Origin of the sequence: Labrenzia sp. CP4 (genome assembly GCF_001579905.1) — a bacterium.
Taxonomy (GTDB): Bacteria; Pseudomonadota; Alphaproteobacteria; order Rhizobiales; family Stappiaceae; genus Roseibium; species Roseibium algicola.
The window spans coordinates 1,000,143-1,024,128 of the sequence record NZ_CP011927.1; the positions used below are offsets into that span (position 1 = coordinate 1,000,143).

Consider the following 23,986-nt stretch of genomic DNA (forward strand, 5'->3'; position numbering starts at 1 on the left):
CGCTAGCCCTTTTGAACGCGCTTTCCGAAATCGACGTTGCTGCTCTTCCCGAGGCCGTGTCTGAGGCACAGGTAAATGATGGCGAGGCTTGCCAGCAGCCAGAGAGCTCCCCAGAAAATCGTGGGGCCACCAAACTCTTCCGCCAGCATGTAGGCATCGGAACGGGCACCTGAGCGACGGATGGTGTCGTCGAAAATGTCGAAAGGCACGTAGAGGATGCTGGTCAGGCCGATGACGCGCAGGATCAGGTCGTTGACCGTGACACTGAGATACCTCGCTGCCGCCAGCATGGCCACGCCGGTGCCGATGCAGAAGGCGAGGGCAAAGAGATCGCGGATATAGAGCAGCGCGACCAGCAAGGTGAAGGCGCCGAGCAGGCCCAGCACGATGCGGTCCGCATTTGTTTTCAGGGCAATCATCAAGAGTGCCATGCCGATGGCGAGCGAGCCGAGATACCCGGCCGTCAACGTCAGGAACCGGCTGCCACCGCGTGTGATCGCATGTCCACCCTGCCACGGCGAGAGAGAGATCTCCTCCACGGAACCACCGGTCAGGATGGCCGCCAGCGCGTGGGACAATTCATGGAGATAGACGATCAGGATCTTCAGGGGCACAACAAAGATCGTGTTCCAGAAGAGGAACATGACCGCCGTGATCAGAATGAGCTGCCAATGGCCTTTGAGGATCTGCATGAAATTGAAAAACCCGTCTGAGGGCGGAAAAGTCAAGCCGGCAGGCCCGGTTCGCCCGACATCACGCGTGCATTCCTCAGGATCCGTTGAGCTGACGTCAGGCTCAGCGTTCCGTCAGTTTCAGTTCGATCCGGCGGTTCTTGGCCAGGGCGTCCGGTGTTTCGCCTTCTTCCAGCGGCTGGAATTCGCCGAACCCGGCTGCGACAAGCCGCTTGGGGTCGACGCCGCGTTCGATCAGGTAGCGGACCACGGAAATGGCGCGGGCGGCGGAGAGTTCCCAGTTGTTGCGAAGGCGCCCCGTGCCCGACAGAGGGCGGGCGTCGGTGTGCCCGTCTACGCGCAGCACCCAGTTGATTTCGTCCGGAATCTGACCACTGAGCTCCTGGATGGCGTCTGCGAGCTTGTCGAGCTCCTGCCGGCCTTCCGGATTGATGTCTTCCTGACCGCTGTCGAAAAGCACTTCGGACTGGAACACGAACCGGTCGCCAACGACGGAGATGTCGGAACGCTGGGACAGGATTTCGCGCAGGCGGCCGAAGAAGTCCGAGCGGTATCGCGACAGTTCCTGCACGCGCTGAACCAGTGCGGCGTTCAGCCTCTTGCCGAGGCTGGCGATCTTGGCCTGGCTGTCGGCTTCCTTTGCCTCGGAAGCTTCAAGAGCAGCGTTAGCGGCTGCTATCTGGCGGCGTAGTGCCGCGATCTGCTGATTGAGCAGCTCCACTTGGGCAAGGGCGTCCTGGCTGATCTGACGTTCGTCGTCGAGCAGGTTTTCCAGCTGGGTGGCGCGTCCGCCGGCCGCATCGGCTGCACCGGAACTGTTTTCCAGAAGGCCAAGCAGCCGGGTCTGTTCGCTCTGTGCATCGGAAAGGCTGGCCTGCAGGCCGAGGATCGTGTCTTCCAGCTCCCCGGAATTGGCGCGCTCCAGGGCGAGAAGCTCCGTCAGCTCGCTGATCTGGGCATTCAGCCGGTTCAGCACCGTGTCGCGGCCCGATAGCTGCTGCGACAGGAAGAACTGGGCGATCATGAAGATGGACAGCAGGAAGATGATGACGAGCAGCAGTGTCGCCATGGCATCAACGAAGCCGGGCCAGTAATCGGTCGACTGGGCCCTTCGGCGAGCGCGCAATCCTGCCAGTCCGGCCATCGTCTACTCCTTCGCGCGGTCGAAAGCGGCGGCGATCGAGGACAGGAGCCCTTCGATGCGCTTTTGCTGTTCGCCCTGGGCCTCGGCCCAGTCGCGCATCATCTGCTGTTCGGAGCGAACGTGTTTGACGAGGCCCTGAATGCCTTCGGCCAGATTGGCCATGGCCTGGTTGGCATTCTTGCTGCCGCCTTCCTCAACGCTTTTCTGCAGGGCGGAGATCGAGGCCTGTATCTGTTCGACGCCAGGTGAGTCCGGGGCATTGAACAGGCTTTCTTCCGGGTCGATGTCAGTGACCGTGGACAGCCAGTCTTCAAGCTCGTTGTAGAACCGGTTCTGGGCCTGTCCCGCCTGAAGATCCAGGAAGCCGAGCACAAGCGAGCCGGTCAGACCGAAGAGCGAGGACGAGAAGGCCGTGCCCATGCCAGAGAGCGGCGCTTCCAGGCCTGCTTTCAGGTCCTCGAAGATAACGTTGGCATCACCCGAGCCGACGTCGAGCGACTGAATGGTTGCGCCGACCGAGCTGACGGTCTGCAGCAGGCCCCAGAACGTACCGAGCAGGCCGAGGAACACCAGGAGGCCTGTGAGGTAGCGCGACATCTCGCGGCTTTCCTCAAGACGCATTCCGATGGAATCGAGGATCGAGCGGGCGGTGGTTGGCGTCAGGGCCATGTCGCCGGACTTGTTGCCGAGCAGGGCAGCCATCGGCGCCAGCAGCACCGGCGAACGCGTGTCGAGGCCCGGGTCGCCGATCCGGAAACTGTTGACCCAGGAGATTTCCGGGAACAGGCGGATCACGCGGCCGAAGAGCAGCAGCACACCGAACACGCCGACAAGCACGATCAGGCCATTCAGACCCGGGTTGCTCATAAAGGCCGTCGAAATCTGCGGGAACAGGATGAAGGCGATGAAGGCAACGATCACCAGAAAGATGATCATGAAGGTCAGATAGGCCCGCGGACTGGACAGGCTATAAGGGTCAAATTCACGGGCCATATTGCGTTATCAATCACCTGAATTGGACGTAACTGATTGATAGCGTGATTTTTAACGGCTTGGAAACCTCGAATTGCCGAAGAGACCCGAATAAAGTCTGGAAAGCCCGAAAACCGCCGGGTTTATCCAAAGGCCTTCTCATGAAGAGACGGGCCGTGGGTCCCGTCTCCCGGGGTGGGCGGTTTGCGCCGCACCTCTTTCAGGTCAGCGTCATGCGCTTTTCGAAGATGAGGGTGTTCGCGTCGCGGTGCTACCGGGAAGCGCTGGAGGCAATCAGCCCTGAGCCGGGGTTGCCGCCTTTTTCAGGAGCTGAAGCAGGTATTTGTGGGCGTCTTCGTTGCCGACAACCACATCGCCGCTTTCCAGCATCTTGTTCTTGCCCTGAAGATCGGTGACGAAACCACCGGCTTCGCGCACCATCAGGAGGCCGGCCGCAATGTCCCAGCTGTTCAGGTTGCGCTCCCAGAAACCGTCGAGACGGCCGGACGCGGTCCAGGCAAGATCGAGGGCAGCTGCGCCGCAGCGGCGGATGCCAGCGACTTCCGGCATGATGTAGCGCAGCTCGCGCAGTGTCCGGCCATGGTCGCCCGACCCGATGAAGGGCAGGCCGGTGCCGAACACCATCTCATGCAATTCGGAGCGGCCGGCAACCCGCAGGCGACGGTCGTTCAGGAAGGCGCCGCGACCGCGTTCAGCGGTATAGAGCTCATCCATCACCGGATTGTAGATGACCCCGGCCACGATCTCGCCAGCCCGTTCCAGTGCGATGGAGGTGGCGAAGATCGGAATGCCGTGCAGGAAGTTGGTGGTGCCGTCGAGCGGGTCGACATGCCAGCGATGCTGGCCGTCGGTTCCTTCAACTTCACCGCTTTCTTCCATGACCAGCCCGAAGGTCGGGCGGGCCTTGGTCAGTTCGGCGCGCACAATGTCCTCGGCGCGGCGGTCTGCAGCCGAGACGAAATCGCCGGGTCCCTTGCGGGACACCTGAAGGTTTTCAACTTCACCGAAATCGCGAACCAGAGAACGTCCGGCTTTCGTTGCGGCTTGAACCATCACGTTGAGGAGAGCTGTGCGGGCCATTGTTTGTCACTTGTTGTTGGGCGCCGCCCGGCAAAATCCGGGCGCGCCAATTTGAAGTCTTGCCGGGAGGAGATCAGTCCGCGCGGCGGACGTATTCCAGTGAACCGGTGTCGACGATGATCTTTTCGCCGGCGGTGATGAACGGAGGTACCATCACGCGGACGCCGTTTTCCATGAGTGCGGGCTTGTAGGACGAAGACTGGGTCTGACCCTTCACCACCGCGTCGGCTTCCCGGATTTCCAGGGTCACGAACTGCGGCAGGGTGATGCCGATCGGGCGCTCTTCATGCAGTTCCACGGTCACCATCATGCCGTCCTGCAGGAAAGCGGCGCGGTCGCCAACGAAATCAGCCTGAAGTTCCAGCTGCTCGTAGGTTTCGGTGTCCATGAAAATCAGCATGTCTTCCTGGGTGAAGAGATACTGGAAGTCTTTCTGCTCCAGACGGACGCGCTCGACCTTGTCTTCGGAGCGGAAACGCTCGTTGAGCTTGCGGCCATCGAGCAGGTTTTTCATTTCAACCTGTGCGAAGGCACCGCCTTTGCCTGGCTTGACGTGTTGGACTTTGACAACCGCCCAAAGCGTGTCCTGGTGCTGAAGCACGTTACCGGGCTTTATTTCGTTTCCGTTGATTTTCATGGAACGACCGACTGTTTGATTTGTTTGGATCTTAGGGTCTGTTGACCATTAGAAATCCGCCGCGTCCGGTGGAAACTCCACCCAAACCACGACAAAACTCCAAAACTCAACAGAACCTTTAGCAGGGCGAGACCGGCGGGCCGCCGATGCGCCTGAAATTTGCTCGCGCCTGTCCACCACAAAAGCCGGTGGAGTTCAAGGAAAAAAGGCAAACATCCTTACGATTCCGCGCTTCCTCGCAAGGTTTACGGAGATTCCTTGCCGGGCTCCTCCGACGGGGCCATCAATGTGGCCGAATATTGTTCGGCCAGCTTGCGCGCTTCATCCATTGTGGTTTCGTCCAGACTTTCGATAATCCGGTCGAGCGAGAAATCGGAAACACCCAAGGTGCGGGCAATCAGGTGCCAGCCCGCTGCGGCGGCAAAATCCTGTTCCCGACCACGGCCGTAGGCATAGGTCCGCGCCAGCCGGTTCATCGCGACTGGGTTGCCGGATGTGGCGGCCCGTTCGAACCAGTCGGCGGCTTCCGTCTCGTTCGGATCGACGCCCTTACCCTGGAACCGCAGAATGCCGTAGTAAACCTGCGCGGAGGTGTGTCCGCGGCGGGCTGCACGGCCAAGCCAGAACGCACCAAGGCCGGGGTCGTTCAGCCCGGTCTGGGCTTCCAGATAGGAGAGGCCAAGCGCGTATTGCGCTTCCGGATCGTTTAGCTGGGCGGCTTCTTCCAGAAGTTCTCGCGATTTCTTTTCGTCGAAGGGGCGGCCTTCGCCTTCCTCGTAGAGCAGGGCGAGATTGTAGAGCGCAGACGCATTGCCCGCGTTGGCAGCCTCTTCGAACAGGTCTGCTGCCTTCTTCTTGTCGACTTCGACACCGGTGCCGAGCAGATAGAGCTGGGCCAGCTGCATGGCAGAGCCGGTATCACCCTTGGCGGCGGCCAGGCTGTACCAGTCGGCAGCCTTGGCCTTGTCCTGATGAATACCGAGCCCGGCCTCGTGCAGCACGCCTAGCAGGGCCTGGGCGGCCTTGTCGCCCTGTTCCGCCAAAGGGGTCGCAAGACCGAGCGCGGTCAGGAACCAGCCGCGTTGAAAAGCGGTGTACGCGGTATCAGCGTTGGCGACTTCGCCTTCTTCCAGTTTCGGCGGACCCGCGTCGACAATGCTCAGCAGTGTCTTGTCCTTGGTCGTGACGTCGATCAGCACCGGTAACGGTTTGCCATCCGGGCCTACTGGTACGTCCGGCTCTGGCGCCGCGTCACCGGCCTCTGTTGTTTCGCTGGTGCCGGTGTTGTCCTGGGCAATGGCCGGAGAAAACGACACGGATGACAGCATTCCAGCTGCCAGCAACCCTGCCGCAAGCAGAAAGGGGACGTGAAGTTTCCGGCGTAGGCTCGTTTCAGGTGTCGGCATGCATCCAGCTCTCGCTATTCGACTTCAGGAAAGGGATGGGCGTCCAGAATACGATTGGCTTCGGCAATCACGGATGAAATATCCGTGTCCGGTTGCCAGGCAGCATCCTTGAGGGCAACAAAATCTGCTCCGGTCGCGGCAACGTCTCCCAGAGTTTCTAGCGTGTTGCCGGCAAGTGCGACGCAGGGTGTTTCGAACAGTTCTGCCCACCAGGAGGCGCTGGACAGGGTTCTGTCATGGGCCTCGGCCTTTTCAGGCAGGTCCAGCTTGCCGAAGAAGATGTAGTCGACCCCGGTTTCGGCCCATTCCATGGAATCATGTTTCAGCTTGGTGCCGCCTGTGCCGACGATACGATCAGGCTTGAAACTTTCCACGGCCAGCTTCAGGTCTTCCAGCGAGGTGTCGACGTGGACGCCGTCGGCGCCGCTGCGGCCGGCTGCCTGGGTATCGCGATAGACGATGGCCGCCGCACCGCCTTCCTGGATGATCGGAACAAGTTCGCTGGCAGCGGCTTGCAGATCCTTGGTGCTGGCGCCAGGGCGGTAGATCATCACGCAAGCGATGTCGCCACCGGTGAAGGCCTGTTTGAGCTTTGCCGCCATGTCAGCGGTGTCAAATTCCGGCGGCGTCACGAGAAAGAGGCGGGGACGGTTCACTTGTGCGGTCCTGATTGATATCTGATCGGGATTTTGTCCCTAAAGACGGCGAAAGAGGGACGCAAGGCCCCTCTTTCAATAAAGTGAAAGAATTTCTCTGCCGGTCCGGCCGAAAATCAGGCGATCTTCGGATCCAGGTCGCCAGTCTGATAGCGTTTCGCCATGTCGGCAAGAGTAACGATCTTCTTGATCTTGGACGCCTGGCCGGCCGTATTGAAGGCTTCCAGACGCTCGATGCACAGCTTCTGCATGGCATCGCGGGCAGGCTTCAGATATTTGCGCGGATCGAACTCGCCCGGGTTCTCGCTCAGGATCTTGCGGATCTGACCGGTCATCGCCATGCGGTTGTCGGTGTCGATGTTGACCTTGCGCACACCGTTCTTGATGCCGCGCTGGATTTCTTCCACCGGCACACCCCAGGTCTGCGGCATCTGGCCACCATACTGGTTGATGATGTCCTGCAGGTCCTGCGGCACGGAAGACGACCCATGCATGACAAGGTGGGTTTCCGGCAGGCGGCGGTGAATTTCCTCGATCACATGCATGGCAAGGATTTCGCCGTCCGGCTTGCGGGTGAACTTGTAGGCGCCGTGGCTGGTGCCCATGGCGATGGCAAGAGCGTCGACCTTGGTTTCCTGCACGAACTTGACGGCTTCTTCCGGGTCGGTCAGCAACTGGTCATGGCTGAGCTTGCCTTCCGCGCCGTGGCCGTCTTCCTTGTCGCCCATGCCGGTTTCAAGAGACCCCAGAACACCGAGTTCGCCCTCAACGGAGATGCCGCCCAGATGGGACATGTCGGTCACGGTCTTGGTGACGCCGACGTTGTAGTCCCAGTTTGCCGGGGTCTTGCCGTCGGCTTCAAGGGAACCGTCCATCATCACAGAGGTGAAGCCGGCCTGGATGGCCGTCATGCAGGTTTGCGGAGCATTGCCGTGGTCCAGATGCACGCAGACCGGAATATGCGGATAGATTTCCACGACTGCGTCCATCATGTGCTTCAGCATCACGTCGTGGGCATAGGACCTGGCACCGCGGGAGGCCTGGATGATAACCGGGGCGTCGGTCTGGTCCGCCGCAGCCATGATCGCCAGTGCCTGCTCCATGTTGTTGATATTGAACGCCGGAACGCCGTAGTCGTGTTCAGCAGCATGATCAAGAAGCTGGCGGAGGGTGATACGTGCCATCAAAAATCTCCAGAGGGTCCGGTTCCAATGAGCCGACAAGGTTCGCGAAAAATCACGACACCTATTTTGCGGTGCGTCAAGTCCCGCTGGTTCTAACAAGATTTGTGGCCATTTAAAGAGGGCCGGCTTCGCTTAAATCAATTAAAATACAAGGGTCTGCCGGAAATCGTGTTGGCAGATTTAATTTGCGGATCGAATTAAATTGAGGCGGTCGGCACCACCGCCCGGCGAGTTTTAAACCGGCGAACTGATATCGACAAATGTTCCGGCCGGATCTCTGACAATCATCCTCATCTGGCCATAGGGCATTTCGCGAGGTGCCTCGACCACGTTCACACCGAGTGTCAGGGCACGCTCGTATGCCGTTGAACAGTCGTCGACGACAAAGGTCAGGATCACTCCTGCGGTGGCGCGCTGGGCACGTGCCGGGACAATCTCGCTGGTCTGTTTCAGGATGCCCAGCTCGAGGGCCGGGTTATCGGCATCGGCAAGGTTTACAAACCAGTCGGACACGAATTGCGGCTGCAGGCCCAGGAGGTCCTGATAGAAGGCCGCCGTTGCGGCGACCTCCTCGGTCAGAATGTTGGTGAAACAGCGTTGCATGACAGATTTCACCCCGCTTCGATGTCAGGCTTCGAGTGCCTTCACCCCCGGCAGTTCCTTGCCTTCCAGCCATTCCAGGAAGGCACCGCCGGCTGTGGAGACATAGGAGAAATCGTCAGCCGCTCCCGCGTGGTTGAGCGCTGCGACGGTGTCGCCGCCACCGGCCACGGAGTTCAGCTTGCCCGCCTTGGTGTTGGCAGCGGCATGCTTGGCAGCCGCAACGGTTGCGGTGTCGAACGGGGCGATTTCGAACGCGCCCAGGGGGCCATTCCAGACCAGGGTCTTGGCGGCGTCGATCTTGGTTTTCACCGTTTCGATGGATGCTGCGCCGACATCGAGGATCATGCCGTCCGCCGGGATGGCGTCGAGCGAAACGGTTTCGTTGTCAGCGCCGGCCTTGAATTCCCTGGCAACAACGGCATCGGCAGGCAAGACGATCTCACAACCGGCCTTGTCGGCTGCGGTCATGATGCGTTTTGCGGTTTCGGCCAGATCATGTTCGCACAGCGACTTGCCGACGTCCGTGCCTTGCGCGGCCAGGAAGGTGTTGGCCATGCCGCCGCCGATAACAAGCATGTCGACCTTGGCAACGAGGTTTTCCAGCAGATCGATCTTGGAAGAAACCTTCGCACCGCCGACAACGGCGAGAACCGGACGAACAGGATTGCCGAGCGCGGAGCCCAGGGCTTCAAGTTCCGCCTGCATGGTGCGGCCGGCATAGGCTGGCAGAAGCCGGGCAATGCCCTCGGTGGAACCGTGGGCCCGGTGTGCCGCCGAAAAGGCGTCGTTGACATAGATGTCGCCATTGGCGGCCAGAGCCTTGGCGAAGTCCGGGTCGTTCTTTTCTTCACCGGCATGGAAGCGGGTGTTTTCGAGCAGCAGGACATCGCCATCGACCATGACGTCGACAGCATCCTTTGCCGCCTGGCCGATGCAGTCGTCTGCAAAGACCACGGGTCTGCCAAGCCGACCGGCAACCGCCAGGGCGACCGGGCCGAGCGACATGTCGGCAACGCGCGCGCCCTTCGGGCGGCCGAAATGGGCGAGCAGGATGACCTTTGCCTTCTTGTCGGACAGTTCGCGGATGGTCGGCAGGACCCGCTCGATACGGGTGGTATCGGAAACCTTGCCGCCATCCATCGGTACGTTGAGGTCGACGCGGACCAGAACGCGTTTGCCGGCAATGTCAGTCAGATCATCGAGAGTTTTGAAAGCCATTGATTTACCTGTTGGAAATCGCCCGTCTTCAAGGACGGCTGGAGTTGGTGGAAACGGCGATGCCGATGCCGAACAAGGTCAGGAGAATGCCGAAGGACCGTTCCATCCAGAGCTTGGCACGCATGAACTTGAGGCGTACGGCGGGAAGCGTGAAGAAGACGGTCACCAGAACAAACCAAAGGAACACGCCGCCCGCCATGATCACGCCATAACCGATCTGGGTCCAGAGCGGCGTTTCGAGAGACGTCACCTGCAGAAACACCGAAAGGGCGAACATGGTGGCTTTCGGATTGGTCACGTTGGTGAAGAAGCCCCAGCGAAGCGCGCGGAAGGGCGACATGCCGGACAGGGCACCGTCGGCCGGCATCTCCTTAGATGCCGTGCGGTACATGGTGACGCCCAGGAAAACGAGGTAGGCAGCGCCGATCAGTTTCAGCGCGTTGAAGAGCAGGATCGACTGGGAAACGATCAGGCCGATACCCGCCAGTGCGTAAGTGACGTGTACGCCGAGGGCCAGAGCGATGCCGAGCGCAGTCATGATGCCGGCGAGCCGTCCGCCGATGAGGGCATTGCGCAGGACAACGGCAAAGTCGGGCCCGGGAACGATTGCGACCACGACGGTCAGCGAAATGACGGTGAGCAGTTCGAGCAAGCAGGGAACTCCGGGAAGGATAAGGATCGAACAGGGAGAGTTATCGATCTGGCGGTGATTGAAGGTTGGCCATCGTTTCGGACTTTTGGCCATCAACATCCGGCTGCCAGGACCGTTTGGTGTTTCTTGCGGAGCGTTCCTTCGACCGTTCCACGAAATAGAAGCCGACGCCGATCAGGACAACAAATACGATCAGAAAAGTCAGCGTGGTCATGGCCAGGATCCTTCAATTGGACTCAGGAATTTCCAGCCGGGGAATCCGGCTTTCGCAAGACATCGGTATTGAGGCTGCCCATATCAGGCTCATCGTCCTGATCTGAAGGGAACCGTTCGTTGTCCCGCTTCATATCGAGCCAGTAGAACCCGAAACCCACAAGGCAACCAACCGCGAACAACGACCCAAGAATGACCAGTAGAGCGGTCATGACGGCGTCTCCAGGATTGAACTGCAAGTCTGCAGCTCCAGTCTACATGACCTTTGCCCCGGGGCTATGCCTGAATCGAGAAAGTTTTTTGCGGCTTTGCCGGAAAGACATCCATACCGACAAAAAAGACGCCGGATGAACCGGCGTCTTTCGAAGGCAGGGATCAGATGAGCTTTGCCATCGCCACGGCCGTGTCGGCCATGCGGTTGGAGAAGCCCCATTCGTTGTCGTACCAGGACAGGATGCGCACGAAAGTGCCGTCCATAACCTTGGTCTGGTCGCAATGGAAGACCGAGGAATGGCTGTCATGGTTGAAGTCCATCGAAACCAGCTTGTCTTCGGTGTAGCCGAGCACGCCCTTCAGCTTGCCGTTTGCGGCTGCCTTGATGGCTTCGTTGATTTCCTCAACGGTGGTGTCGCGCTTCGCGATGAAGTTCAGGTCGACCACGGAAACGTTCGGCGTCGGGACACGAATGGCCACACCGTCCATCTTGCCGGCCAGGTCCGGCAGTACCAGGCCGACGGCCTTTGCAGCGCCGGTGGAGGTCGGGATCATGGACATGGCCGCAGCACGGGCGCGGTAGAGATCCTTGTGCATGGTGTCCAGCGTCGGCTGGTCACCGGTGTACGAGTGGATCGTGGTCATGAAACCTTTTTCGATGCCGATGGTTTCGTTCAGCACATAGGCGACCGGGGACAGGCAGTTGGTGGTGCAGGACGCGTTGGATACGACCAGGTCGTTCGCTGTCAGCGCATCGTGGTTGACACCGTAGACGATGGTCTTGTCGGCGCCGTCGGCCGGGGCGGAGACCAGAACGCGCTTGGCGCCGGCTTCCAGGTGCATGGAGGCCTTTTCCTTGGCGGTGAAGATGCCGGTGCATTCCATGGCGACTTCAACGCCAAGCTCGCCCCAGGGCAGTTCTTTCGGGTCGCGGATCGCGGTCACCTTGATCGGCTTGCCGCCACCGACGGAAATGGTGTCGCCATCGACCTTGACCTCTGCCGGGAAACGGCCGTGCACGCTGTCGTAACGCAGCAGATGCGCGTTGGTCTCGACCGGGCCGAGATCGTTGATCGCAACGACTTCAATGTCGGTGCGGCCGGATTCGACGATCGCACGCAGCACGTTGCGGCCGATGCGTCCAAATCCATTGATTGCTACCTTGGTTACCATAATCCACTCCCGCAATCTTCGGTGTGCCTCAGAAGGGGCTAAACCGATTTAAAAACCACATAGTGTGGTCACTTGAAAAGCACTTGATGTGCCCGTAGGCCCGGCACCATAGGAGGAAGTCTTGGTGCCGGGAATTGATTTCGGTTAAACGCTGAGCTTTGCCTTGGCGGCTGCAACCACGGCGTCCGCCGTGATGCCGAAATGCTCGTAGAGTTCCTTGTATGGCGCGCTCGCGCCAAAGCCGGTCATGCCCACAAAGATACCGTCCGCACCAATAAAGCGGTCCCAGCCCATGCGGATGCCGGCTTCAACGGCGATCTTGACCGGGCTGTTGCCGATGACGGCGGCCTTGTAGTCGTCTGACTGTGCTTCGAAAAGCTCGTACGACGGAACGGAGACAACGCGCACGGCGATGCCGGCCGTGCTCAGGTCCTTTTGCGCGTTGACGGCGATTTCGACTTCCGAACCGGTCGCGAAGATGGTCACGGCCGCGTCTTCGTCGCTGTCGATCAGCACATAGGCACCCTTGGCGCAGAGGTTGTTTTCCTCGTAGGTCTTGCGCAGCGACGGCAGGTTCTGACGGGTCAGTGCCAGGACCGACGGTCCGTCGCGGTTTTCCAGCGACAGCTGCCAGCACTCTAGTGTCTCGGTGATGTCGGCCGGACGGAAGAAGGTCAGGTTCGGGATCGCGCGCAGGGCGGCGAAATGTTCCACCGGCTGGTGGGTCGGACCGTCTTCGCCAAGACCGATGGAATCATGGGTCATGACGTGAATGACCCGCTGGCCCATGAGGGCTGCGAGACGGATCGACGGACGGCAGTAATCGGAGAAGATCAGGAAGCCGCCGGAATAGGGGATCAGGCCGCCGTGCAGAGCCATGCCGTTCATGGCTGCCGCCATGCCGTGTTCACGGATGCCGTAATGGATGTAACGGCCGGAGAAATCGTCCGGGGTGACCGGCGCGGTTTGCGGCGTCTTGGTGTTGTTGGAACCGGTCAGGTCGGCGGAGCCGCCAATGGTTTCCGGAACAACTTCGTTGATGACGCCCAGAACAGCTTCGGAAGCCTTGCGGGTCGCCATGGTCGGCTGTTCGTCGGCGAGCTTCTTCTTGTAGTCCAGAACGGCCTGGGTGAAGCCGGCCGGCAGGTCGCCACGATTGCGGCGCTCGAATTCGGCGCGGGTCTCGGCGTCAGCTTCGGCAAAGCGCTTCTGCCAGTCCTTGTGAGCCTGTGCGGAGCGAAGGCCGGCAATGCGCCAGGCGTCCAGAATGTCGCTTGGAACTTCAAACGGCGCGTGCGGCCAGTTGAGCGCGGCACGGGTGCCGGAAATTTCGTCTGCACCAAGCGGCGAGCCGTGAACCTTCGCGGTGCCGGCCTTGGTAGGTGCACCGAAGCCGATGGTGGTCTTGGCGGCGATCAGGGTCGGGCGGTCGCTGGCCTGTGCCTGGCGGATCGCTGCGGAAATGGCGACCGGGTCGTGACCGTCGACGCTGAGCGTGTTCCAGCCGGAGGCGGCAAAACGGGCCTGCTGGTCGGTTGAATCGGTGATTTCGACCTTGCCGTCGATGGAGATGCCGTTGTCGTCCCAGATAACGATCAGCTTGTTGAGCTTCAGGTGACCTGCCAGCGACAGGGCTTCCTGGCTGATGCCTTCCATGAGGCAGCCGTCACCGGCCAGTACATAGGTGTAGTGATCGACAAGATCCTCGCCGTAGCGGGTGGACTGCAGGCGCTCGGCGATGGCCATGCCGACCGCGTTGCCGAGACCCTGGCCGAGCGGGCCGGTGGTGGTCTCGATACCGGCGCCGTGGCCGTATTCCGGGTGACCGGCAGTGCGTGCGCCGAGCTGGCGGAAATTCTTGATCTCGTCGAGGGAGAAGTCTTCATAGCCCAGCAGATACAGCAGGCTGTAAAGCAGCATCGAGCCGTGACCGGCGGACAGAACGAAGCGGTCGCGGTCGGCCCAGTTCGGGGATGTCGGATCGAATTTCAGGAATTCGGTAAAAAGAACTGTCGCGATATCCGCAGCGCCCATGGGCAGGCCGGGGTGACCGGAATTAGCCTTTTCCACGGCATCGATGGCAAGAAAGCGGATCGCATTTGCCATGCGCTGGTGTTTATCAAGATCGGTCATCGTGGTCCCGTTGCTTGCTTTGGAGCCCCCCTTGGCCGAAGCAGAGAGCCCGGCAAGGTTGTTTTGAGGTGCGTTGCTCAAGAATTAACACTCGTCAATCTCGAACAGGCGCCAGACAAATATCAGGAACGGCACCCGAGTCAATAAAGCTGGTTTGGGTCTTTTGAGGGCATTGCCGGGGAAGAATTTTTTCTTCCACGCGTTATAGAGTTGAGGATTCTGCCAATGGTGGCATTGACTGAGAGAAGTTGCGGTGCCTAAGCTCGACGCTCTAACAAAGATTTGCTTTTTCGCCGTGAAACGTGCTTTGCCGCGCATTCTCTGAAATGCCCGTAATTTGAGCAGCAACTCTAGGGTCGAAAGTGCCAAATCTCCAGTCTGACCTAGGAAGGAATGGGCGGACCGCCGCAGAAGAACGATTGGGACGACGTAATTAATGGCGGATGTCGACTGCATGGAAAAGACCAGCCTGGCCGATGCGGTAAAGCGGCTGGACAAAGCCGTCGGCAATCTCGAAGCGGCTGTCCAGCGCCGTCTTGATGCAGACAGGTCGCTTAATGCCCTGCAGGACGACCTGCAGCGGCTCGGCGAAGACCGTTCCCAACTGGCAGCCTCACTCGATGAAAGCGAAGCACGGGCTTCCCGGCTGGAAGAGGCCAACCGGGATGTCTCCCGGCGGCTCGTCTCGGCAATGGAAACCATCCGCAGCGTGCTCGACGCGCACGGAGGCTAGGCGCATATGGCTCAGATCACGGTTACCATCAACGGCAAGTCCTTCCGCATGGCCTGCGATGACGGCGAGGAAGAGCGCCTGATGGGCCTTGCTGCCCGTTTCGATGGCTGGATCAACGACTTGCGAGGCGCCTTCGGCGAAATCGGCGACCAGCGCCTGACGGTAATGGCCGGCATCATGGCGGCCGACCAGCTTTCGGAACTGGAGCGCAAGGTCGCCCGGCTTGAAGAACAGCTGGCCGATGCCAAGAAACAGCAGGTGGCTGCGCTCGACAACATGAGCCAGAACGAGGAAGAGCTGTCGCGTGCCGTCAATACTGCCGCCGCTCGGATCGAAAGCCTTACGGACGGTCTTTCCAAGAGCTTGCGGGCCCAGGACAACGCCTGAGGCGACTGCCGATCCGGCCAGACGGCGACGGAGAGTGCCCGCAACTTCGTTTGTGATGAAATCCATGCCGCACTGGTAATTGCCGTCGCACCGGATTATATGCGGTACTTGCGGCTGCCCGATACGTCAGGAACATTATCCCCGGGGCCTTACGCATTCCCTTGGGAGCTGTCCCTGCGCTGGGCCGTGGTCCGTTGCATACGGCGCCCACCTACATTGTAGGTTTCCCGGGATTGCAAATCCAACGGTCGGGCGGCTGCGCGTTTCCTTTTCAGGACGCGGGCCGATCCATTCTATTCGAGGCCCCATGACCGACCTTTCCTCCATTGCTGCCGAAAAAGACAGTCTTCGCAAGCAGGTGCTTGCCCGCCGCAAGGCAATGCCGGAGGTGGAGCGGATCGAACACAGCCTGATGCTCAGCGATCACGCCGAAGATCTGCCGCTGCCGGCAGGAGCAGTTGTTGCCGGGTTCTGGCCGATCCGGGACGAAATCGACCCGCGCCCGCTGATGGACCGCCTGCGCCAGCTTGGGCACCCCCTGTGCCTGCCCGTGATGACCGGCCCGAGCCTCATCTTTCGCCGCCTGGAGCGGGATACGGAACTGGTTTCCGCCGGTTTCGGTACCTCCGAGCCCGGCCCTTCCGCCGAGGAAGTGCGCCCGGACGTACTTCTGATGCCGCTTGCCGGCTTTGACGGCAAAGGCACGCGCATCGGTTACGGCAAGGCTTTTTACGACATTACAATTGCGCAGCTGCAACACTCCGGGCCCCTTTTGTGCATCGGGCTTGCCTTTTCCGTGCAGGAGGTTGACCGCGTCCCCGCGGAAGCGCATGACAAGCCGTTGAATGGGATTCTGACCGAGCAGGGGTACCGGGCGTTCGGCTGACGGCGAAAGTGATCGCCGAAGCAGGCCGCCCAGTGAGGATATATGCGTATTCTGTTTCTGGGCGATCTTGTCGGCCGCGTGGGCCGTACCGCCGTCATTGAGCAATTGCCGGAGCTGGTGGAAAGCAACCAGCTCGATTTCGTGATCGTCAACGGTGAGAACGCTGCGTCCGGGTTCGGCATTACCGAGACGATCCTGCAGGACGTTCTGGATGCGGGCGCCGACGTCGTGACCACCGGCAACCACGTCTGGGACCAGCGTGACACCCTGGTCTATATCGAGCGACAGGACAGGCTGCTTCGGCCGGTCAATTACCCCTCCGGGACACCTGGGCGCGGCGCGCACCTCTTCACGGCCAGAAACGGCGCAAGGGTGATGGTGGCCAATGTGATGGGTCGCGTTTACATGGATGCGCTCGACGATCCCTTTGCCGCCATCGACAACGTCATCAACGGGTGTCCGCTTGGCGATGTGGCCGATGCCATCATCGTCGACATGCATGCCGAGGCCACCAGCGAGAAACAGGCCATGGGCCACTTTCTGGATGGCCGGGTCAGTCTCGTTGTCGGAACGCACACCCATGTGCCGACGGCCGATCACCAGATCCTGGAAAACGGCACGGCCTATATGTCCGACGCGGGCATGTGCGGTGCTTATGACAGCGTGTTGGGCATGGACAAGGAAGAGCCGGTCAACCGGTTCCAGCGCAAGATCCCGAGCTCCCGGTTCACACCGGCAACAGGCGATCCGACCATCTGCGGTGTCGCCATCGAGACGGACGATCGGACCGGGCTTGCCGAGCGGGTTGCGCCGCTTCGCATAGGCGGCCGGCTGGAGCCTGTGATCCCGTCCTTCTGGCCGAACGGGGCCTGACCAGGGCCGAGAATTTCTCTGCGCTGGATTTTCCGGGTCAACTTGCCTATAAGCGGCGCAGTTTTCACTGACATCACCTGTAAAGAACCGAGAAGAGCCATGGCAGGCCATTCAAAATTCAAGAACATCATGCACCGCAAGGGACGCCAGGACGCGGCCCGCTCCAAGATGTTCTCCAAGCTGTCCAAGGAAATTACCGTCGCCGCGAAGATGGGCGACCCGGATCCGGACGCGAACCCGCGCCTGCGCCTTGCCGTCCAGAACGCCAAGGCCCAGTCCATGCCGAAGGAAAACATCCAGCGGGCGATCAACAAGTCCCAGTCCGGTGACGACGACAACTACGAGGAAGTCCGTTACGAGGGCTACGGCCCGGCAGGTGTTGCCGTGGTCGTCGAAGCCCTGACCGACAACCGCAACCGGTCCGCATCCAACATCCGCTCCTATTTCACCAAATGCGGTGGGTCGCTGGGGGAAACGGGCTCGGTCTCCTTCATGTTCGATCGTGTTGGCGAAATTATCTACAAGCCGGAAGCCGGTGAAGCCGATGCGGTTCTGGAAGCTGCGATCGAAGCTGGCGCGGAAGACGTTCAGTCCGACGAGAGCGGTCACACGATCTACACCGCCTTTGAAGATCTGAACGATGTTTCTGCCGCTCTGGAAAAGGCACTGGGCGAAGCGGATTCGACCAAGATCATCTGGAAGCCGCAGAACCTGACGCCGGTTAATGCGGACAAGGCCCAGACCATGATGAAACTCATCGACATGCTGGAAGACGACGACGACGTCCAGAACGTCTACTCCAACTTCGATGTCGACGAAGAAACCATGGCCTCTCTGGCTTCCTGAGTAACACAGGATATGGATCTGAAAACCCCGGCCCTGCCGGGGTTTTTGTTTTGGCGTTCCTGAGGCTCCCGCCTTCCTTGAACCAAGGAGACCGATCGCATGTTCAATATCTTCGACCTGACGCAGAAAGACCCGAAAACCTTGCAGGAGCGTGCGCTGAAGCTGGCGGAGGAAGCCGGAGAGCTGGCGCAGGCCGTTCTTTCGGCAACAAAGGCGCCGGGCAGCGAATACAAGAACCAGACGCTGGCAGATGTCCGTGAAGAAGCCGCCGATGCTGCGATCGTGGCGATGAGCGTTCTGGCGCAGGCTTCTTCAAGCAGGGAAGAGTTCGAGGCGGAACTCACGCGGCTGATGGCGGAAAAATGTGCCAAATGGCAGGAGAAGCTGCAGGAAAGCGCGGGTAAGTAAGGTTTGCGCCGCGTTTTTGGGGCGAGTTTTGCCAACTTGATCGGATGGTCGTGGCCATACTCATCCTCATCCTGAGGAAGCGCAAAGCGCTGTCTCGAAGGATGGGCTACATACTCCGGAACAAGAGGCCCATCCTTCGAGACGCCGCTTCGCGGCTCCTCAGGATGAGGGTGTCTGGGTGTTCCTCCACACAAACATAACGCCAAGAACCGCCTACCGGAAAAGCGGATCCAGCAGGGGCATGCTGGAGAGGGCGGCGAGGGCGATCAGTCCATAGGCGAGCTTGCGATAGAGTTTCGGGTCGGCGTGCTTGAAGCCGTTGGAGCCGAAATAGATCGCAAGGGCATAGACGGGGATCGCTATGATCAGGAGGTGGAACACTTCCAGCGTGAAGAAGCCGTTGAAGATATAGGCAACGAAGGTTCCGATACTCGCAAGCGCGAAGAACACGATCAGGTTGGCGCGGACGATTGCCGGTTCCTTGGCGCTGGAGAGCCAGAAGGCAACCACTGGCGGGCCGGAGACCTGCGAGATGCCGCCGAGGATGCCCGCAACTGCGCCAACCCCAAGCGACACCGGCCTGGAGGGTTTGCGTTCATAGCGCCAGCCGGACACCAGCAGCAGTAGCAGTCCGGTCACGATTGCAAAGATCGTCCAGCGCAGAACCAGCACGTCCGCGTTGGCCAGAAGCCAGGCGCCGACGTGAACAAAGACCACGGCACCAACGACCGCGGGAAGCACTGTCGACCAGTTGCACAGCCTGAGCGCCCTGACCACCAAAGGCAGTGCGACAATGCCGTCGATGAACAGAAAGGTGGCGGCCGCGGTTGACGGCAGCATGACGCTGGCGGCCACCGGCATGAAGATCATTCCCGCACCGAACCCTGCAAACCCGCGCACGCAACCGGCCACAAACAGGACCACGGCGAGGAACACCAGAAGGCCGGGCGGAAAGGAGCTGAAGATGTCGGCCATGGAAACTCGCGGAACGGACGGGATCAGAAAGGGATTGGCCCGGCAGATGGCGGGCCTTGGCGGGGGAGGTGGCCTGCCGGTAAGGGCAAGGCCGGATTAAACACGTTGTGAGGTGTTTTTGACAGGCTTTCCGGTGGTAAGCCGCGCTTTGGCTGGCGTCAACGGGGAAGTTTTGTTACCGATTTGTTCCATGATACACGCGATTCGTTTGCTGGGCATCGACCCGGGGCTGCGGCGTACCGGCTGGGGCATGATCGAGGCGACGGGAAATCGCCTGTCCTTCATCGCTTCCGGAACGGTAACCTCCGACAACAAGAAGAGCCTGGCCGAGCGCCTGGTGCAGCTGCATGACGGCCTCAGCGAGGTCGTGCGCCAGCACGAGCCATCCGAAGCCGCGGTTGAACATACGTTCGTCAACAAGGATGCCGGAGCAACACTGAAGCTCGGGCAGGCACGCGGGATCGCTCTGCTGGTGCCATCGCTCGCTGGACTTCCGGTTGCCGAATATGCGCCGAACCTCGTCAAGAAGACGGTGGTCGGGACCGGTCATGCGGAAAAGGAACAGATCCGGGCCATGGTCAAGGTTCTGATGCCGCGGGCCACTTTCAATTCGGACGATGCCGCCGATGCACTGGCAATTGCCATTTGCCATGCGCAGCACCGGTCCAACAGTACAGCGCGGCTTGCCGCCATGGGGGCAATATGATCGGCAAGCTGAAAGGCACCATTGACAGCTATGGCGAGGATCACGTGATCCTGGATGTGCACGGGGTGGGCTATCAGGTCCATTGTCCCTCGCGCATTCTTCAGGGTCTGCCGCGCGCAGGTGAAGCGGCTGTCCTTTTCATCGAGACAATCGTCCGTGAGGACATGATCCGGCTCTATGGCTTCGGAGTAGAGGCGGAGCGCGAATGGTTCCGTATCCTGATGACCGTTCAGGGTGTCGGCGCCAAGGTTGCGCTGGGCATTCTGGGGATCTTGAAGGCAAGCGAAGTCGCCAACGCGATTGCGCTTGGCGACAAGGCAACGATTTCGCGGGCACCTGGCGTCGGCAAGCGCGTTGCTGAACGCATCATTGCCGAACTCAAGGACAAGGCACCGGGACTTGCCACAGTGGACCAGGGCACGATTGCGGTTTCCCAGAACGTTGCCGACAACGTGGCTGCCCGGCCGGTGGCCGAGGCGGTTTCGGCGCTCACCAATCTGGGGTATGCACAGGCGCAGGCGAGTGGCGCCGTCGCAAAGGCCTTGCAGTCAGTCGGTGAGGACGCGACCACGGAAACGCTGATCCGCCTTGGCTTGAAGGAATTGGCCGGATGATCGCCGTTACCTATGGCATCATTGCCGTCGTGTTCGTGGTTCTGGGGATCGGCGGTATCATGTACCTCGATCACCGTTTCAGTGCCTCGGTGGGGGATCGTCCGTTTACTGTCAACGGACGCCGTGTGGAGTCGGACGACCCGTTTGTCCTGCGCCAGTTCAAGAAATTCTATGCACTCCGGGTGGCCTATTCCCTGGCTCTTCTGGTGTTGCTGTTTGTGGTCGTAAGCCATGTCGGATGACACTCGCATCGTGACGCCGGAAATCCGGGGGGACGAGATCGATTCAACCATGCGCCCCCAGGTGCTGGATGATTTTGTCGGTCAGGCCCAGGCGCGCGCCAATCTGAAGGTCTTTATCGGTGCGGCGAAGGCGCGGGGTGAGGCGCTGGATCATGTCTTGTTCGTCGGGCCTCCCGGTCTCGGCAAGACGACGCTGGCGCAGATCATGGCGCGCGAGCTGGGGGTCAATTTCCGGGCGACCTCCGGTCCTGTCATTGCCAAGGCGGGCGACCTTGCGGCCCTTCTGACCAACCTGGAAGAGCGCGACGTCCTCTTCATCGACGAGATCCACCGGCTCAATCCGGCAGTCGAGGAAGTGCTTTATCCGGCGATGGAAGACTTCCAGCTCGACCTGATCATCGGTGAAGGACCGGCTGCGCGTTCAGTCAAGATCGACCTGGCGAAGTTCACGCTCGTTGCCGCGACGACGCGGCTGGGCCTCTTGACCACTCCGCTGCGCGATCGCTTCGGCATTCCGGTCAGGCTGCAGTTCTATACGGTTCCGGAGCTGGAGCACATCGTCAAGCGTGGCGCCGCCATTCTGGGCATCGGCATGGTTGAAGACGGTGCCCGCGAGATTGCCAAACGCTCCCGTGGGACACCGCGTATCGCCGGGCGACTGCTGCGGCGGGTAAGGGATTTTGCCATTGTCGCCGGCGTCGAGCGGGTCGACAGGGAACTCGCCGACAGGGCGCTTCTGCAGCTGGAGGTCGATGGTGCCGGGCTCGACAGTCTCGACCGTCGCTACCTGAGCCAGATCGCGGTGAATTTCGGTGGTGGGCCGGTCGGGATCGAGACAATTGCGGCGGCGCTTTCCGAGCCTCGTGACGCCATCGAGGAGATCGTCGAACCCTACCTGATCCAGAACGGGTTTCTGCAGCGGACGCCAAGGGGACGTATCCTGACGCCGATGGCGTTCGAACACCTGGGTCTTGCGGCCCCATCCAGACCGGATGCTCCGCAAATGGGACTGTTCACCGATCCCGAATAGTTTACGTAGTATTTATAAGACAAGGTCTTGTCGGTTACATCCAGCTCTGCGTAGCGATTAAGCATTTATTCGCGAATCCTGCCGTATCGTCGCGTTAACTATGCGGGGGAAACCATGCGGAAGCGCCTATCATCTAAACTGGCTTTAATGTTTTTAGCCGGCGCACTCACTATGTGCGTGGCAATTGTCACGGTCACGTCGACCATTTCGCGGGATGTTGCAAACGGTCAGGCAGATGCCGGCCTGCAAAGTGCTACCAAGGCGAAACAGAAGGTTATTGAACTCTCCCTTGGGCAGGTGAAGGACAGCGCTGCGTTCTTCTCCACGCTGGAAGGCGCCAAGGACAGTCTGATGAAGACCATGGTCGGGTGGAAGAACCTGAAAGAAGGGCAGAACGAACTGCTCCGGAAGATCTTCGTGACCGACAATCCGCATCCCGAAGGTGAGCGTCACCTTCTGGTGGAGCCGGAAGAGTCCAACTACTACGTGAACAACCACAAGGTCGTTCATCCGATCTACCAGGAACTGGTCGATCAGGGCCTGTTTTCCGATGCGGCGCTGGCCAATCCGGACGGGTTCATCACCTATACTTTCCGCAAGGGTCCGGAATTCGCCTTCCACGTGGAAGACGCGCAGATCAAGGGCCATCCGGTGCAGATCGCCATGGGCAAGCTGTTCGAGGCCTCGAAAAACGAGACGCTGGCGGCCGGGCAGATCTATTCCTCAGGCTTTGTGACGACCGAAGACGGCACCGTCTCGGAAGTTCTCGCTGTGCCGGTGTTCTATCTGGACCGGTTCTTCGGTGCGATTGCGTTCACGACCAACATGGAGCATCTGGCAGGATTGCTGAACGAGAAGACCGGCCTCGGCGACAGCGAGCGCATCTTCCTTGCCGATTCCGATGGCAAGCTGGTTCAGCTCGACGATATGGGCCGCGCGAGCGCCGTCCACATGATCTCCGATATCAAGGTCAATGACCGGCTGATCCGCCTGGAAGACGGTGACTACCGCTTTGCGGAAGCAAGCAACACGTTTGTCGGTTCGCCTTTCGGTGTTGTCGATGCCGTCAAGCAGACGGAACTGTCGGCTGCCGCCGATCGCATCACCTATGGCGCGATCATTTCCGGTTTCCTCTGTCTGGTTCCGATCGTCGGCCTGATCTGGTGGGTAACCCGGCGCATGTTCGCTCCCATGGAACGCCTTGCCGTCGCGGCTCGCAAGATCGCCGACGGCGACCTGGAAGTGGGTGTCGAAGCGACCGAACGCCAGGACGAGATCGGCCGCATGGCGCGCTGTATCGAAGTGTTCAAGGACAGTTCGATCGAACGCGAGCGTCTGGCATCCGAGCGCAAGGTTGGCCACATCGCCCGCGAACAGCGTGAAAAGACCATCGATGCGCTGATCGCTGCATTCCGGGCCGAGTCGCAGGCGGTTCTGGAGCTGGTGGAAACCAATATTGCCCGTGTGGAAGAAGTCTCTTCCGCCCTCAGTCACCGGTCCACTGCCGCGTCAGACCAGGGGCAGACCGCGGTGTCGACTTCGGAAAACGCTTCCTCCAACGTTCAGGCGGTTGCCTCCGCCACCGAGGAACTCAACGCGTCGATTTCGGAGATCTCCCGACAGGTCGAAACCACGGCAAGCATCGTGGCCCAGACCACCACCGCCGCGCAGAGCTCCAATTCCAAGATCTCCGGCCTTGCGGAAGCGGCCAACAAGATCGGCGACGTCGTGTCGCTGATTTCAGAGATCGCCGAACAGACCAACCTGCTGGCGCTGAACGCGACGATCGAAGCTGCACGTGCGGGCGATGCCGGCAAGGGCTTTGCGGTCGTTGCCTCCGAGGTCAAGTCGCTCGCCGGCCAGACCGCCAAGGCAACGGAAGAAATCTCCGCGCAGATCGCGGCAATCCAGGCCTCTACCACCGAAGCGGTGGAAGAGATTGCCCGGGTGTCGGAATCGGTCGAGGAGGTCAACTCCTACACCACCACGATTTCGGACGCCGTGCAGCAGCAGGGCGCTGCCACCGGTGAGATTTCCAGAAACGTTGCAGAAGCCGCGGAAGGTACCCGCAGCGTTGCGGAGACTGTGGCGTCGCTGAACGAAGGCGTTGCCGAAAACTCGGAAGCGGTTGGCGACATGCTGAACGCGACCATCGAGATGAAACAGCAGGCGGAACAGCTTCGTGCGTCCGTCGAGAAATTCCTCTCCGAGGTTGCCGCTGCATAAGATACGGCCTACCTAAGGGCCAGGTACGAGCCTCCCGGTCGGTCGACCGGGGGGCTTTTTCAT

At 60.3% G+C, this 23,986-nt stretch carries 27 protein-coding genes and 1 other RNA gene; 12 read left to right on the forward strand and 16 right to left on the reverse strand.

What is annotated here, in order from left to right; all coding sequences use genetic code 11:
• Nucleotides 1–2: 2 nt before the first annotated feature.
• The 15 genes from ACP90_RS04705 to tkt all read right to left on the reverse strand — a co-directional run bounded on the left by ACP90_RS04705 (nt 3) and on the right by tkt (nt 13,997).
• Entirely contained in the window at nt 3–692 is a 690-nt protein-coding gene (locus ACP90_RS04705; protein WP_062487036.1) for a M50 family metallopeptidase, read from the reverse strand.
• Between the two features lie 103 nt (nt 693–795).
• Nucleotides 796–1,836, reverse strand: coding sequence for a peptidoglycan -binding protein (locus ACP90_RS04710; RefSeq protein WP_023003479.1), 1,041 nt, complete (start codon nt 1,834–1,836; stop codon nt 796–798).
• A 3-nt stretch (nt 1,837–1,839) separates the two neighbouring features.
• Nucleotides 1,840–2,829 carry a flagellar motor protein MotA gene (locus ACP90_RS04715; protein WP_023003478.1) on the reverse strand — a complete coding sequence of 330 codons (990 nt, stop codon included), beginning with the start codon at nt 2,827–2,829 and terminating at the stop codon, nt 1,840–1,842.
• A 273-nt stretch (nt 2,830–3,102) separates the two neighbouring features.
• Nucleotides 3,103–3,909 (reverse strand): inositol monophosphatase family protein, encoded by an 807-nt coding sequence (locus ACP90_RS04720; RefSeq protein WP_023003477.1) that lies wholly within the window; start codon nt 3,907–3,909, stop codon nt 3,103–3,105.
• Nucleotides 3,910–3,982: 73 nt separating this feature from the next.
• Nucleotides 3,983–4,546: an elongation factor P gene (gene efp / locus ACP90_RS04725; RefSeq protein ID WP_006932138.1), complete on the reverse strand. Its 564-nt coding sequence runs from the start codon at nt 4,544–4,546 to the stop codon at nt 3,983–3,985.
• 245 nt (nt 4,547–4,791) lie between these two features.
• Nucleotides 4,792–5,874 (reverse strand): tetratricopeptide repeat protein, encoded by a 1,083-nt coding sequence (locus ACP90_RS04730; protein WP_023003476.1) that lies wholly within the window; start codon nt 5,872–5,874, stop codon nt 4,792–4,794.
• A 92-nt stretch (nt 5,875–5,966) separates the two neighbouring features.
• A complete protein-coding gene (locus ACP90_RS04735) occupies nt 5,967–6,608 on the reverse strand; it encodes a thiamine phosphate synthase (RefSeq protein WP_062487041.1) in 642 nt (213 codons plus the stop codon).
• 116 nt (nt 6,609–6,724) lie between these two features.
• Nucleotides 6,725–7,792 (reverse strand): class II fructose-bisphosphate aldolase, encoded by a 1,068-nt coding sequence (gene fba, locus ACP90_RS04740; protein WP_062487043.1) that lies wholly within the window; start codon nt 7,790–7,792, stop codon nt 6,725–6,727.
• A gap of 234 nt (nt 7,793–8,026) precedes the next feature.
• Entirely contained in the window at nt 8,027–8,395 is a 369-nt protein-coding gene (locus ACP90_RS04745; protein WP_062487045.1) for a VOC family protein, read from the reverse strand.
• 24 nt (nt 8,396–8,419) lie between these two features.
• Entirely contained in the window at nt 8,420–9,613 is a 1,194-nt protein-coding gene (locus ACP90_RS04750) for a phosphoglycerate kinase (RefSeq protein ID WP_062487048.1), read from the reverse strand.
• Between the two features lie 28 nt (nt 9,614–9,641).
• Nucleotides 9,642–10,265 (reverse strand): LysE family transporter, encoded by a 624-nt coding sequence (locus ACP90_RS04755; protein WP_062487050.1) that lies wholly within the window; start codon nt 10,263–10,265, stop codon nt 9,642–9,644.
• 40 nt (nt 10,266–10,305) lie between these two features.
• Nucleotides 10,306–10,479, reverse strand: coding sequence for a hypothetical protein (locus ACP90_RS28395; protein WP_023003470.1), 174 nt, complete (start codon nt 10,477–10,479; stop codon nt 10,306–10,308).
• A gap of 22 nt (nt 10,480–10,501) precedes the next feature.
• Nucleotides 10,502–10,690 carry a hypothetical protein gene (locus ACP90_RS04760; protein ID WP_023003469.1) on the reverse strand — a complete coding sequence of 63 codons (189 nt, stop codon included), beginning with the start codon at nt 10,688–10,690 and terminating at the stop codon, nt 10,502–10,504.
• A gap of 163 nt (nt 10,691–10,853) precedes the next feature.
• Complete coding sequence (gene gap, locus ACP90_RS04765; protein WP_023003466.1) at nt 10,854–11,864, reverse strand: type I glyceraldehyde-3-phosphate dehydrogenase; 1,011 nt, start codon at nt 11,862–11,864, stop codon at nt 10,854–10,856.
• A 144-nt stretch (nt 11,865–12,008) separates the two neighbouring features.
• Nucleotides 12,009–13,997: a transketolase gene (gene tkt, locus ACP90_RS04770; RefSeq protein ID WP_062491363.1), complete on the reverse strand. Its 1,989-nt coding sequence runs from the start codon at nt 13,995–13,997 to the stop codon at nt 12,009–12,011.
• Between the two features lie 436 nt (nt 13,998–14,433).
• Here tkt and ACP90_RS04780 point away from each other — a divergent pair, with 436 nt between their 5' ends.
• The 7 genes from ACP90_RS04780 (at nt 14,434) to ACP90_RS04810 (ending at nt 18,130) form a co-directional block, all read left to right on the forward strand.
• Nucleotides 14,434–14,730, forward strand: coding sequence for a DUF4164 domain-containing protein (locus tag ACP90_RS04780; RefSeq protein ID WP_077291769.1), 297 nt, complete (start codon nt 14,434–14,436; stop codon nt 14,728–14,730).
• A 6-nt stretch (nt 14,731–14,736) separates the two neighbouring features.
• Nucleotides 14,737–15,117: a cell division protein ZapA gene (locus ACP90_RS04785; protein ID WP_062487052.1), complete on the forward strand. Its 381-nt coding sequence runs from the start codon at nt 14,737–14,739 to the stop codon at nt 15,115–15,117.
• A gap of 108 nt (nt 15,118–15,225) precedes the next feature.
• Nucleotides 15,226–15,380, forward strand: a non-coding RNA gene (gene ssrS, locus ACP90_RS04790) — 6S RNA.
• 44 nt (nt 15,381–15,424) lie between these two features.
• The gene (locus ACP90_RS04795; RefSeq protein ID WP_062487054.1) at nt 15,425–16,003 is read left to right on the forward strand and encodes a 5-formyltetrahydrofolate cyclo-ligase; all 579 of its coding nucleotides are present in this window, start codon (nt 15,425–15,427) and stop codon (nt 16,001–16,003) included.
• A 42-nt stretch (nt 16,004–16,045) separates the two neighbouring features.
• Nucleotides 16,046–16,876 carry a TIGR00282 family metallophosphoesterase gene (locus ACP90_RS04800; RefSeq protein WP_055661200.1) on the forward strand — a complete coding sequence of 277 codons (831 nt, stop codon included), beginning with the start codon at nt 16,046–16,048 and terminating at the stop codon, nt 16,874–16,876.
• A gap of 99 nt (nt 16,877–16,975) precedes the next feature.
• The gene (locus ACP90_RS04805) at nt 16,976–17,722 is read left to right on the forward strand and encodes a YebC/PmpR family DNA-binding transcriptional regulator (protein ID WP_062487056.1); all 747 of its coding nucleotides are present in this window, start codon (nt 16,976–16,978) and stop codon (nt 17,720–17,722) included.
• Between the two features lie 99 nt (nt 17,723–17,821).
• Nucleotides 17,822–18,130, forward strand: coding sequence for a MazG-like family protein (locus ACP90_RS04810; protein ID WP_062487058.1), 309 nt, complete (start codon nt 17,822–17,824; stop codon nt 18,128–18,130).
• Between the two features lie 213 nt (nt 18,131–18,343).
• Here the strand turns inward: ACP90_RS04810 and ACP90_RS04815 are convergent, their stop codons facing one another.
• Nucleotides 18,344–19,105 carry a sulfite exporter TauE/SafE family protein gene (locus ACP90_RS04815; protein WP_062487060.1) on the reverse strand — a complete coding sequence of 254 codons (762 nt, stop codon included), beginning with the start codon at nt 19,103–19,105 and terminating at the stop codon, nt 18,344–18,346.
• 190 nt (nt 19,106–19,295) lie between these two features.
• Between ACP90_RS04815 and ruvC the strand changes: the two genes are divergently transcribed.
• From ruvC to ACP90_RS04840, 5 genes are all read left to right on the forward strand, one after another.
• The gene (gene ruvC / locus ACP90_RS04820) at nt 19,296–19,811 is read left to right on the forward strand and encodes a crossover junction endodeoxyribonuclease RuvC (RefSeq protein ID WP_062487062.1); all 516 of its coding nucleotides are present in this window, start codon (nt 19,296–19,298) and stop codon (nt 19,809–19,811) included.
• Nucleotides 19,808–20,425: a Holliday junction branch migration protein RuvA gene (ruvA, locus tag ACP90_RS04825; protein WP_062487064.1), complete on the forward strand. Its 618-nt coding sequence runs from the start codon at nt 19,808–19,810 to the stop codon at nt 20,423–20,425. The genes ruvC and ruvA overlap by 4 nt, the downstream gene beginning before the upstream one ends.
• Nucleotides 20,422–20,667, forward strand: a complete 246-nt coding sequence (locus ACP90_RS04830) for a hypothetical protein (RefSeq protein WP_023003446.1) — start codon at nt 20,422–20,424, stop codon at nt 20,665–20,667. Before ruvA ends, ACP90_RS04830 begins: the two co-directional genes overlap by 4 nt.
• Complete coding sequence (gene ruvB, locus ACP90_RS04835; protein ID WP_023003445.1) at nt 20,657–21,697, forward strand: Holliday junction branch migration DNA helicase RuvB; 1,041 nt, start codon at nt 20,657–20,659, stop codon at nt 21,695–21,697. Before ACP90_RS04830 ends, ruvB begins: the two co-directional genes overlap by 11 nt.
• Before the next feature lie 171 nt (nt 21,698–21,868).
• On the forward strand, nt 21,869–23,923 hold the full coding sequence (locus ACP90_RS04840; RefSeq protein WP_208993455.1) for a methyl-accepting chemotaxis protein: 2,055 nt from the start codon (nt 21,869–21,871) through the stop codon (nt 23,921–23,923).
• Nucleotides 23,924–23,986 lie beyond the last annotated feature (63 nt).

Bases quoted from the DNA above. Each gene is read 5' to 3' on its own strand.
- ACP90_RS04705 (WP_062487036.1), bottom strand. From the start codon at position 692: ATGCAGATCCTCAAAGGCCATTGGCAGCTCATTCTGATCACGGCGGTC.
- ACP90_RS04710 (WP_023003479.1), bottom strand. From the start codon at position 1,836: ATGGCCGGACTGGCAGGATTGCGCGCTCGCCGAAGGGCCCAGTCGACC.
- ACP90_RS04715 (WP_023003478.1), bottom strand. From the start codon at position 2,829: ATGGCCCGTGAATTTGACCCTTATAGCCTGTCCAGTCCGCGGGCCTAT.
- ACP90_RS04720 (WP_023003477.1), bottom strand. From the start codon at position 3,909: ATGGCCCGCACAGCTCTCCTCAACGTGATGGTTCAAGCCGCAACGAAA.
- efp (WP_006932138.1), bottom strand. From the start codon at position 4,546: ATGAAAATCAACGGAAACGAAATAAAGCCCGGTAACGTGCTTCAGCAC.
- ACP90_RS04730 (WP_023003476.1), bottom strand. From the start codon at position 5,874: ATGCTGTCATCCGTGTCGTTTTCTCCGGCCATTGCCCAGGACAACACC.
- fba (WP_062487043.1), bottom strand. From the start codon at position 7,792: ATGGCACGTATCACCCTCCGCCAGCTTCTTGATCATGCTGCTGAACAC.
- ACP90_RS04745 (WP_062487045.1), bottom strand. From the start codon at position 8,395: ATGCAACGCTGTTTCACCAACATTCTGACCGAGGAGGTCGCCGCAACG.
- ACP90_RS04750 (WP_062487048.1), bottom strand. From the start codon at position 9,613: ATGGCTTTCAAAACTCTCGATGATCTGACTGACATTGCCGGCAAACGC.
- ACP90_RS28395 (WP_023003470.1), bottom strand. From the start codon at position 10,479: ATGACCACGCTGACTTTTCTGATCGTATTTGTTGTCCTGATCGGCGTC.
- ACP90_RS04760 (WP_023003469.1), bottom strand. From the start codon at position 10,690: ATGACCGCTCTACTGGTCATTCTTGGGTCGTTGTTCGCGGTTGGTTGC.
- gap (WP_023003466.1), bottom strand. From the start codon at position 11,864: ATGGTAACCAAGGTAGCAATCAATGGATTTGGACGCATCGGCCGCAAC.
- tkt (WP_062491363.1), bottom strand. From the start codon at position 13,997: ATGACCGATCTTGATAAACACCAGCGCATGGCAAATGCGATCCGCTTT.
- ACP90_RS04780 (WP_077291769.1), top strand. From the start codon at position 14,434: ATGGCGGATGTCGACTGCATGGAAAAGACCAGCCTGGCCGATGCGGTA.
- ACP90_RS04785 (WP_062487052.1), top strand. From the start codon at position 14,737: ATGGCTCAGATCACGGTTACCATCAACGGCAAGTCCTTCCGCATGGCC.
- ACP90_RS04795 (WP_062487054.1), top strand. From the start codon at position 15,425: ATGACCGACCTTTCCTCCATTGCTGCCGAAAAAGACAGTCTTCGCAAG.
- ACP90_RS04800 (WP_055661200.1), top strand. From the start codon at position 16,046: ATGCGTATTCTGTTTCTGGGCGATCTTGTCGGCCGCGTGGGCCGTACC.
- ACP90_RS04805 (WP_062487056.1), top strand. From the start codon at position 16,976: ATGGCAGGCCATTCAAAATTCAAGAACATCATGCACCGCAAGGGACGC.
- ACP90_RS04810 (WP_062487058.1), top strand. From the start codon at position 17,822: ATGTTCAATATCTTCGACCTGACGCAGAAAGACCCGAAAACCTTGCAG.
- ACP90_RS04815 (WP_062487060.1), bottom strand. From the start codon at position 19,105: ATGGCCGACATCTTCAGCTCCTTTCCGCCCGGCCTTCTGGTGTTCCTC.
- ruvC (WP_062487062.1), top strand. From the start codon at position 19,296: ATGATACACGCGATTCGTTTGCTGGGCATCGACCCGGGGCTGCGGCGT.
- ruvA (WP_062487064.1), top strand. From the start codon at position 19,808: ATGATCGGCAAGCTGAAAGGCACCATTGACAGCTATGGCGAGGATCAC.
- ACP90_RS04830 (WP_023003446.1), top strand. From the start codon at position 20,422: ATGATCGCCGTTACCTATGGCATCATTGCCGTCGTGTTCGTGGTTCTG.
- ruvB (WP_023003445.1), top strand. From the start codon at position 20,657: ATGTCGGATGACACTCGCATCGTGACGCCGGAAATCCGGGGGGACGAG.
- ACP90_RS04840 (WP_208993455.1), top strand. From the start codon at position 21,869: ATGTGCGTGGCAATTGTCACGGTCACGTCGACCATTTCGCGGGATGTT.